Below are 3,713 nucleotides of genomic sequence, written 5' to 3' on the forward strand. Positions count from 1 at the left end.
ATTTGCGACCGCTTTGCGGGTTGATTTGAAATATATCGATTTATATTTATCTGAATTCGCATGCCGTGTTTTATGGGAAGTTTCATACACGATATGCCTAGTTTCAGGGATAGACGAAGTCTGACAAAACCCGTCTAATTCTTGCATTCGTTCAACCAAACGATGCATTGATTTTTCGGGAAAGGCGTTAAACGCCATAGTGGGTCGCAGGCCTTACCGAAAACGGATTAGTGCCAATAACCGGGGTAAGGAGATTTATCAAATGTCAGCGACTGTGTTCTACGAGCGGGCTGTTGCGCTGGATCGCGCGGCGCATCAAGAAACCCGGATTCAGATTCAGCCGGATCACTATGCCTTCGCGCATGACACTAACGCGCTGCCCATCGCGGCAAGCGAATTCGCTGATGCTGGCCGCCATTACCCCATCGTTTTCGTAGGCGACGAAGCCGGCAATTTCCATGTGGCCGTGCTGCTGGGCCTGGAAGACAAGTCGAACCTGTTCGTCACCGAAAACGGCACCTGGAAGACCGACACCTACGTGCCCGCTTTTGCGCGCCGTTACCCGTTTGTGTTGGGCACGACGTCCGAGGCCGATCGCCTGGCCGTGTGCATTGACGAGTCCTACCCCGGCATCAATACCACCGAAGGCGTGGCGCTGTTTGAAGATGGCAAGGAAACCGCGTACCTGACGCAGATGATGGAATTTCTGCGTGTGTTCCAGGGCGAGATGGAATTGACCAAGAACATGGCCAAGCGCCTGAATGATCTGGGCCTGCTGGCAGCCAAGACCATCACGATTTCGCAAGCCGATGGCGACCGCTACCTGAGCGGCTTCTGGGTGGTGGACGAACAAAAATTCGCGGGCATCGATGATGCCCGCGTGGTCGAGCTGCATAGCGCCGGCATTCTGCGTTTGATCGAGTTGCATCGCGCATCGCTGGGCAACGTCCAGCGTCTGGCCATGCAGCTGGATGAGCAGCGCCGTTTGAAAGCGCAGCAGCAAAAGGACGTGGCGTCCACGACTGACGCCGCGCCCAATGAAGCCGCTGCCTGATTTCAATACGCGCACTCACCGGCCAGACTCATGCTGACCGCCACCCTGACGCCCGCTGTCGGTCAGCGCCCGGCTGCGCCCGGTTCAGAGCCCGAGATCCATATTCCCTTGCACACGTTGCGGGGAGAAGCCCGGATCTGGGCCGACCGGCTGCTGTCTGCCTTCAATGGCAAGCAGATTGACGGTGTTGAGTGGTCGATGAAGTTCTCGGCCGCGGGCCTGGTCGGCAACCGGTTCATGTTGGGCATCCAGCGAGATCACTGGCATCAGCTGGATCTGGCCACGCTATCGCAGCTGCTGGCCATTCCGCAATCCCTGTGGATGCGCATGGTGCAGGACATGGAGCAGGCGCGTGCCATGTTCTTTGCCTACGAACCCGACGAAGGCGCGGGCACATACCGCGTCTATCTGGAGTTCATGCCTGCGCCCGAGGCGCTGCGCCAACATGGCGTGCTGCCCTTGGGCTGCGGCTACAAATGGCACCCGGCAACGCAACGCGAGGCCGCCATCACAGCCTATCGCATGCGTCACCTGGAAAGCCCGGCTGCGTTTAACCAGCATCTGGACCCCTATCTGGCAAAGCTGCGTAATCCGGTTTTGCGTCAGGTGGCCGAAGGCATCGTGCAGCAGGCCTCTGCGCAAGCTGACCCCTGCGGGTTCATGTTTTTGGAAGTAGAAGAAGCCGACACGCGTCGCGACTCTTTCACGCTGACGTTCCGCGGGGCGGACTTGCCCTTGCGTGCTTTCATTCCCGATCTTTTGCGTTTGGCCGCCAGTCTGGCGTTGGCCGAAAGCGAGGTGCTGGGGTTTCTCTTGCCCGACGAACCGCGCAGCCTCTATAGCCTGGCTGCTGGCACCGCGCGGGACGGACATGAGTTTCTGACTGTCTACTATGACTGACCACGACACGCTTTTCTTCCGCCCGGCGCTTGCGCGCAAGGGCATGGTCGCGATGGCGGTGCTTGCCGCCATGAGCCTGGCCGGTTGCGCCGCCCGCAGTGGCACGGCGCCGGCCACCGCCAGCGCGGGCGCTACGGAAACGCCGGCCGCCGGGGTGCAGACCGAAGGCGGCACGCTCAAAATGGGCGCAACCGGACCGCGCGAGACCACTCGTTTCGGCCTGGCCGCGCCCAGCGCGCAGATGGACACAGTGCCGCCCGAACCCGCGCCGCGCTTTGACGAAAAAACCGTTTTGCCCGCGCCTGCGTCCTATCTGGCCGAAAACATGCCCGCCTACAACGGCGCCCAGCTGCCGGATCAAACTGATCCGATGACGCTGGATCAGGTCTACATGATGGCGTTGCAAAACGATCCGCAACTGCAAGGCGCTTATCAAGAGTTGCAAGCCGTGGGTTATGGCGTGATGTCGGCGCGCGCCGGCCTGTTGCCCAGCGTCAGCGGTGAGGTCAACCGCAGCAAGGTGCGCCAGAACGTGGTCGACAGCGAAAACGCGGTCTATCAGACAGGTCGCGCCGCTTGGGCGGAAAACGGTTGGGCGCTGACGCTGAATCAGCCCATCTTTGAACTGGGCGCGTATCACAAGTGGCGCCAGTCGCAAGACGCCGAACGCAAGCAAGTGGCCAGCTATGCCTATGCGCAGCAGGATTTGATGCTGCGCACCGCTACCGCCTATCTCAGCGTGCTGGCGGCGCAAGATCAGGTTGAGTTGACCGAAGCCGAACGCCGCACCACGCAAAAGCAGATGGAGCTGGTGCAGGCGCGTTATCACAGCGGTCAGGAAACGCGGGTTGGGCTGAGCGAAGTTCAGGCGCGCCTGGACATCCAGGATGCCAATACGCTGCTGGCCCAGAACGACTATCTGGACAAGCAGCAGGCGGTTCAGGAAATCATCGGCTTTGGCAATCTGAAGTTGCGCCCGGTCCGCAAGGATCTGCCCATGTCCATGCCGGTGCCGAATGATCCGCAAGCCTGGCTGCGAACGGCGCTGGAGCAAAACTGGTCGATACGCGCCGCGTCCGCCGGCGTGGCCGTGGCCGAAAAAGAAGTGTCGGTGCAGAAGGCGGGGTACTACCCCAGCGTGAATCTGCGCGCGTCCACCGGACGCAACGAAACGGGCGGCAGCTTGTTTGGGGGCGGCAGCACGGTAGCCGACACCCGCGTGACGGTGAACCTGAACGTTCCCATCTTTCAAAGTGGCTACACCTACGGCATGAGCCACGCTGCCGCCAGCCGCCTGAGCGCGGCGTCGTCCGACCTGAGCCTGACGCGCCGCAAGGTGCAGCGTCAGGTGTTCTCGTCGTTTCAGAACATCGTGATCGGCATAGACCGGATGCGTGCGTTGAACAGTTCGGTGCAGTCTTTTGAACTGGCGTTAAAGCTGAAGGAAGAAGGCTTTACCGCTGGCCTGAATGACATTGTCAGCGTGCTGGACGCCACGCGGAATCTGTACAACGCGAAGCGGCAGCAAGCCGAGGCTGGCTACAACTTCGTGCTGGACGGGCTAAAGCTCAAGCAGGGCGCAGGAACCTTGAGCGCCGCCGACATCGCGGCGATCAGTCAGCAGATGCTGTAAGCGCAGGACACGGCGCGCGGTTGGCGCCAACTATCAGCAGGGCCATCCGGTGCTATGCCGGGTGGCCGCTAATCGTTTAATTCAGGGCGTGCGTTGCGCCCGCAAATTCAGATATCGAGTGACGAT

3 protein-coding genes are annotated in these 3,713 nt (G+C 60.5%); all 3 read left to right on the top strand.

Annotation, left to right across the window (positions count from 1 at the left end):
* The first annotated feature begins 262 nt into the window (after nucleotides 1-262).
* The 3 genes from RAS12_RS04205 to RAS12_RS04215 are packed head-to-tail and all read left to right on the top strand — an operon-like array spanning nucleotide 263 to nucleotide 3,587.
* The gene (locus RAS12_RS04205) at nucleotides 263-1,054 is read left to right on the top strand and encodes a SapC family protein (protein WP_306945433.1); all 792 of its coding nucleotides are present in this window, start codon (nucleotides 263-265) and stop codon (nucleotides 1,052-1,054) included.
* A gap of 30 nt (nucleotides 1,055-1,084) precedes the next feature.
* A complete protein-coding gene (locus RAS12_RS04210; RefSeq protein ID WP_306945435.1) occupies nucleotides 1,085-1,954 on the top strand; it encodes a hypothetical protein in 870 nt (289 codons plus the stop codon).
* Nucleotides 1,947-3,587 (top strand): TolC family outer membrane protein, encoded by a 1,641-nt coding sequence (locus tag RAS12_RS04215; RefSeq protein WP_306945437.1) that lies wholly within the window; start codon nucleotides 1,947-1,949, stop codon nucleotides 3,585-3,587. Before RAS12_RS04210 ends, RAS12_RS04215 begins: the two co-directional genes overlap by 8 nt.
* The last annotated feature ends 126 nt before the right edge of the window (nucleotides 3,588-3,713 follow it).

The organism is Achromobacter seleniivolatilans (assembly GCF_030864005.1).
Taxonomy (GTDB): domain Bacteria; phylum Pseudomonadota; class Gammaproteobacteria; order Burkholderiales; family Burkholderiaceae_B; genus Achromobacter; species Achromobacter seleniivolatilans.